The sequence below is a fragment of the Streptomyces sp. NPDC056948 genome, assembly GCF_042674225.1.
Taxonomy (GTDB): Bacteria; Actinomycetota; Actinomycetes; order Streptomycetales; family Streptomycetaceae; genus Streptomyces; species Streptomyces purpurascens.
On record NZ_JBHUQX010000551.1, the window covers coordinates 1 to 4950 of the forward strand.

A 4950-nucleotide genomic window follows, 5' to 3' on the forward strand; every position below is an offset into this window, starting at 1 on the left:
GGGGAGTTCCCGTGGGACACGGCGCGTCGGCGTATTGCGCGTCCGTGTGCTGATCAGTCGTTCCTCGGCTCCACGAACTGCATGTCGAGCTGGATCTTCACCACTTCCCCGAGCAGACCGGGAGCGAAGTCGAGCCCGAACTCGCTGCGCCGGATCTCGCCCGTCGCCTCGAACCCGGCGTGCCGGCTGCCGTCCATGGGCACCTCGACCAGCCCGCCGAACTCCACGGCGAGTGTCACCGGCCGGGTCACCCCGCCGATCGTCAGCTCACCCTCCATCGTCCAGTCCTCGCCCTCGCCCGACACACGCGTCGCGCGGTACGTCATCGTCGGGCGCTTCTCGACGTCGAGCAGGTCGGAGGCGCGTACGTGCGCGTCCCGGTCCGCGTTGCCGGTGTCGATCGAGGCCAGGTCGACGGTCGCGGAGACCCGCACGTCCTCGACCCGTTCCCCGACGAAGAGTTCGGCCTCCAACCGCTCGAAGCGCCCCCGCACCTTGGCGATGCCCAGGTGACGGATGGTGAAGTTCACGGAGGAGTGGAGCGGGTCCAGGGCCCAGTTCCCCGGAGCCAGCGGCAGAGCGGTGGCGGAAGCGGCGGCAGCGATGTCATTCGTCATGTGCTCCACCCTGAGGGCCGCGCGGCCCAGGAGGGAGACCGTCCGGAGCCTGGTAGTGGCAGGGCCACGATCCGCGCCCGTGCGCGTTGTACGTTCGGCGGGTGAGCGACAACGAGTTGGGCACCTTTCTGCGCACCTGGCGTGAAGCCGTCAGCCCCGCCGAGGCGGGTCTGCCCACGGGGTCGCGGCGCCGCACCCCGGGCTTGCGGCGCGCCGAACTGGCCACGCTCGCCGGCATCAGCGTCGAGTACCTCACCCGGCTGGAACAGGGACGCGACCGCAACCCCTCCGCCCAGGTGCTCGGTGCCCTCGCTGACACCCTGCACCTGTCGCTCAACGACCGGATGCTGCTGCGGCGCCTGACCAAGGAGGCGGACGGCGGCGACCCGCTGATCTGCGCGGCGGCCCCCTCGCTCGGCCACACGGCGCGCCCCACCGTCCGGTCGGTGCTCGATCGCCTGGAGCCGACCCCCGCGCTGGTGGTCAACTGGATCGGCGACATCCTCGCCCACACCGCGGGCTACGAGCGGCTGGCCCGCCCCATCGGCCTGCTGGACGCCGAGCGGCCCAACCTGCTCCGGTACCTGTTCACCGACGAGCGGGCCCGTGGCGCCTACCGCGACTGGGACCGGGTGGCCGACGACCTCGTCGCCCGGCTCCGGCACGGAGCTCCTCTCCGGGACCCCTATGTCGCCGAGCTGGCCGACGAACTGACAGTGACGGCGGGGGCGGACTTCGCCGACCGGTTCGCCGACTTGGCCGCGGTGCCGCGGCGGACGGGCTCCCAGCGCATCGAGCACCCGGAGGCCGGATCCCTGCGGCTGCTGCACGAGACGCTCGTGCTGCCCGACGAAGGCCAGCGCATGATCGTCCACCTGCCCGCGGACGATGCCACGGCCGCTGCCCTGGACCGCCTGAACGGTCGGCGCCCCGGCGCGCTGCGGGCCGTCGGGGACGTCGGCTGAGCCGCTTCAGCCGTCCAGCTCGTGCGCGAACGGCGGTTCCGCACCCGCCCGTGAGCAGGTGACCGCCGCCGCGCGAGCCGCGAATCCCAGGAGTTCCGTCCAGCCGTCGGACCCCAGCGCGGCCAGTGCCCGCTCGCTGAGCGCGTCGCGTACCGCGAGCCCGTGCAGCAGCGCCGCGTTGACCGTGTCGCCCGCGCCGATGGTGTCCACGACCTCCACCCGCTCGCCCGGCACCGCGTACTCGCCGCCGTCGGCGGTGAAGACGGCCAGCCCGTCGCCGCCCCGGGTGATCACGACCGCTGCCGGGCCGGCCGCCAGCCACTCCTGGGGCGTGCCGCCGAGCCACAGGGCGTCCTCGGCGGACAACTTCAGCAGCGACACCGAGGGCAGCCAGCTCTTGAACCGCGCCCGGTAGGCGTCCGCGTCCGGGATCAGCCCGGCCCTGATGTTCGGGTCCAGCGCGGTGAACACACCCTGCGCGGCCGCCAAACGCATCAGTTCCTCGTACGCGCTCGCCCCCGGCTCCAGCACCAGCGAACAGGTGCCGAAGGAGACCGCACGGGTGCCCGACGGCAGCGCGGAGGGCGCCGCGAACAGCCGGTCCGCGGTCCCGTCCACGTAGAAGGAGTACGCCGCCGAGCCGTCCACACCGACCGTGGCGACGGCCAAGGTCGTCGGCTCGGCGCCGCGCTGCACCGACGACACGTCGACCCCGGTCTCGCGCAGCCGCTCCAGCAGCGCCTCCCCGAAGGCGTCGGACGACACCCGGGAGCAGAAAGCGGCAGGGGAGCCGAGGCGGCCCAGCGCCACGGCCGTGTTGTACGGGCCGCCGCCGAGCGCCGGCTGCAGCGCCGCCAGGGCACCCGCGCCCCGCGGTACCAGGTCGATCAGTGCCTCACCGGCGACGACGATCATGCGACGGTTCCTCTCTCGGACTGTGGGCCGCGCGGATTGCACGGATTGCGCGGACTACTGGGGCTGTCGGGCCTGCTGAGGCTGTTCGGGATGCTCGGGATCTTCGGGTCGTGTCGGCTCCTCCGGGCAGCCGCACGAGGTGCGATGGACGAAGGCGGAGGGGAGCCGCACCGTCCGCGCCGGCCGGTCCGGCTCGGCGAGACGCTCCAGGAGCACGCGTACGGCCCGGGCGCCGATGTCCGTGCTGGGCTGCGCGATCGCGGTGAGCCGGGGCGAGAACAGATCCGCCCAGGCGAAGTCGTCGAAGCAGCACAGCGCGATGTCGCCCGGTACGGACAGGCCGCGGGCACGCAGGGCACGCAGCGCCCCGATGGTCATGGCGTTGTTGCCGGTGACCAGCGCGGTGGGCGGCACGGCGAGGGCCAGCAGGGCCGCGGTGGCCTGTTCGCCACCGGCCGACTCCGAGTCGCCGTGCACCAGGAGCCGTTCGTCGTACGGCAGTCCCGCGAAGGCGAGGCCGCTGCGGTAGCCGGTGATCCGCTCGCTCGTGGTGCTGAGCCCCGGCCGCCCCGCCACCAGCCCGATCCGCCGGTGGCCGAGGCCGGCGAGATGGGCGACCAGCCGGGACGTCGGTTCGGCGTTGTCGGCGCACACCTGGTCGAAACGCGGACCGCCGTCCGTCGCCGGGGCGTCCACCAGCCGGTCGAGGAACACCGCCGGTACGTCGTGCCGCCCCAGGTAGGCGAGAAGCCCGCGCGGATCCGCCGAGGGCGCGACGATCATGCCGTCCACCCGGCGCTCGTGCAGGAGCTGGACGACCTTGCGCTCGTGCTCCGGGTCGTCGTGCGGATCGGCGATCAGCAGGCTGTAGCCGTGTTCCAGGGCACTGGCCTCGACGCCCTGGAGGATCTCCGTGAAGTACGGGTTGCTGATCGCCGACACCGCCAGCCCGATGGACCGGGTGCGGGACGTCACCAGGGAGCGGGCCAGCGTGTTCGTGGTGTAGCCGAGCTCCTCCACGGCGTCCAGGACCGCCTGGCGGGTGTGCGGCAGCACCGGCCGGGTGCCGTTCAGCACGTGCGAGACGGTCGCCACGGAGACACCGGCGCTCCGCGCGACGTCGGCCATGGTCGCCATGCCGTTCTCTCCTCCGCTTCCGGTGGCCCGGTGGTCCGGTCGTACCGGTGGCCCGGCGGGGAACGTATCGCATCCGACGCCGCACGTAAACGCTTGCGCAAACGTTTACGTCCGATCGAGCCCCGGACCGCGACCACAGGCCGCCGGGCACGGCCCCGCCGTCGTGGCGCCTACTCCCAGTCCCAGCCGATCCCCAGAAACCCGGCGCGCAAGCGCGGCTCGACCACGTGCACCGACCGGTGCCGCCCGCTCAGTGCCAGGTCCTGGCAGCCGCTGCGCGGCGCCGCCGCCGAGGGCTGCGCGAACCGGTGGCAGCGCACGGGGAGGGCCGCCGCGTCGAAGCACACCTGGAGCGCGTACTGGCCTCCGGGGGCGTCGAAGCCGCGGATGTACTCGCGCGACTCACTCGCCGTCCCGTCCTCGACGCCGTAGCGGAACAGGAACGTGTCCCCGGCCCGCAGCCGGGTGTCGAAGAGCAGCTCGGCGGCGAGCACTCCGGTGTCGCGGTGCCAACGGACGCGACCTGTACGGCAGTTCTCCAGGGCGTGCACCCTCATACGCTCGGGCACGGACCCCCGGTCGCCGTGGTGGACGGCGACGAAGCGGTCGACGCCGTCCCGGTGGGCGCGCACGATGTGGTGCGACTCGCGCTCGGCCAGCTCGCGCCGCGCCCCGATCCGCAGCCGCTCGTGGTGCCCCAGGGTGTGCAGGCCCCCGTCCGGCGGGCAGTCCAGCTCGGCCAGCAACTGGTCCAGGACTCCGGAGGCCTCGACGAGGGAGCGATAGGACCGGGCCGCGGACCGCTGCCCGGCCGGGCCGGTGTCGGACTCGGCGAGCAGCCGGATCAGCGACTCCTCGGGAAGCTCCAGGATCTCTTCCAGCGCGCGGACGGCCCGCAGCGACTCGGGGCGCTGCGGACGCCTGGCCCCCTGCTGCCAGTAACTCAGGCTCGTGACACCGACCTTCACACCGTGGCGGGACAGATGGTGCTGCACGCGTTGCAGCGGCAGCCCGCGGGCTGCGATCGCCGCACGCAGGGCGACGTGGAAGGGGCCGCCTCGCAGGGCCGAGTCCAGGTCCGCGGTGGCGACGTCCGCGTGCTGTGTGGCGTGCGGCATGCAGGGGCCTCTCTGTGAGTCGGCAACGGCTGGTCAGACCGTTCGCACGGGCCGCCCGGGGCCGTCCCGCCGGCGCACGGCAGGTCTTCACATCCGTACGTCGTCGTTCAGGGCCCCGAGTTCCACCGCATTGAAGCGTGTTGACCTGGTCCCGACAACACCTGATGCCGGACAGTGATGTACGCCCGGCCGGACATG

At 73.1% G+C, this 4950-nt stretch carries 5 protein-coding genes; 1 reads left to right on the forward strand and 4 read right to left on the reverse strand.

Annotated features, from left to right (window positions below; all coding sequences use genetic code 11):
* Window positions 1-53: 53 nt before the first annotated feature.
* Complete coding sequence (locus ACFTZL_RS40810; RefSeq protein WP_382594403.1) at window positions 54-617, reverse strand: YceI family protein; 564 nt, start codon at window positions 615-617, stop codon at window positions 54-56.
* A gap of 101 nt (window positions 618-718) precedes the next feature.
* Between ACFTZL_RS40810 and ACFTZL_RS40815 the strand changes: the two genes are divergently transcribed.
* Complete coding sequence (locus ACFTZL_RS40815; protein ID WP_382594406.1) at window positions 719-1582, forward strand: helix-turn-helix domain-containing protein; 864 nt, start codon at window positions 719-721, stop codon at window positions 1580-1582.
* Window positions 1583-1588: 6 nt separating this feature from the next.
* Here ACFTZL_RS40815 and ACFTZL_RS40820 read toward each other — a convergent pair whose 3' ends face one another.
* From ACFTZL_RS40820 to ACFTZL_RS40830, 3 genes are all read right to left on the reverse strand, one after another.
* Entirely contained in the window at window positions 1589-2497 is a 909-nt protein-coding gene (locus tag ACFTZL_RS40820; protein ID WP_382594408.1) for a carbohydrate kinase, read from the reverse strand.
* Window positions 2498-2551: 54 nt separating this feature from the next.
* Window positions 2552-3634: a LacI family DNA-binding transcriptional regulator gene (locus ACFTZL_RS40825; protein WP_382594411.1), complete on the reverse strand. Its 1083-nt coding sequence runs from the start codon at window positions 3632-3634 to the stop codon at window positions 2552-2554.
* 170 nt (window positions 3635-3804) lie between these two features.
* Window positions 3805-4752 (reverse strand): hypothetical protein, encoded by a 948-nt coding sequence (locus ACFTZL_RS40830; RefSeq protein ID WP_382594413.1) that lies wholly within the window; start codon window positions 4750-4752, stop codon window positions 3805-3807.
* Window positions 4753-4950: the final 198 nt, after the last annotated feature.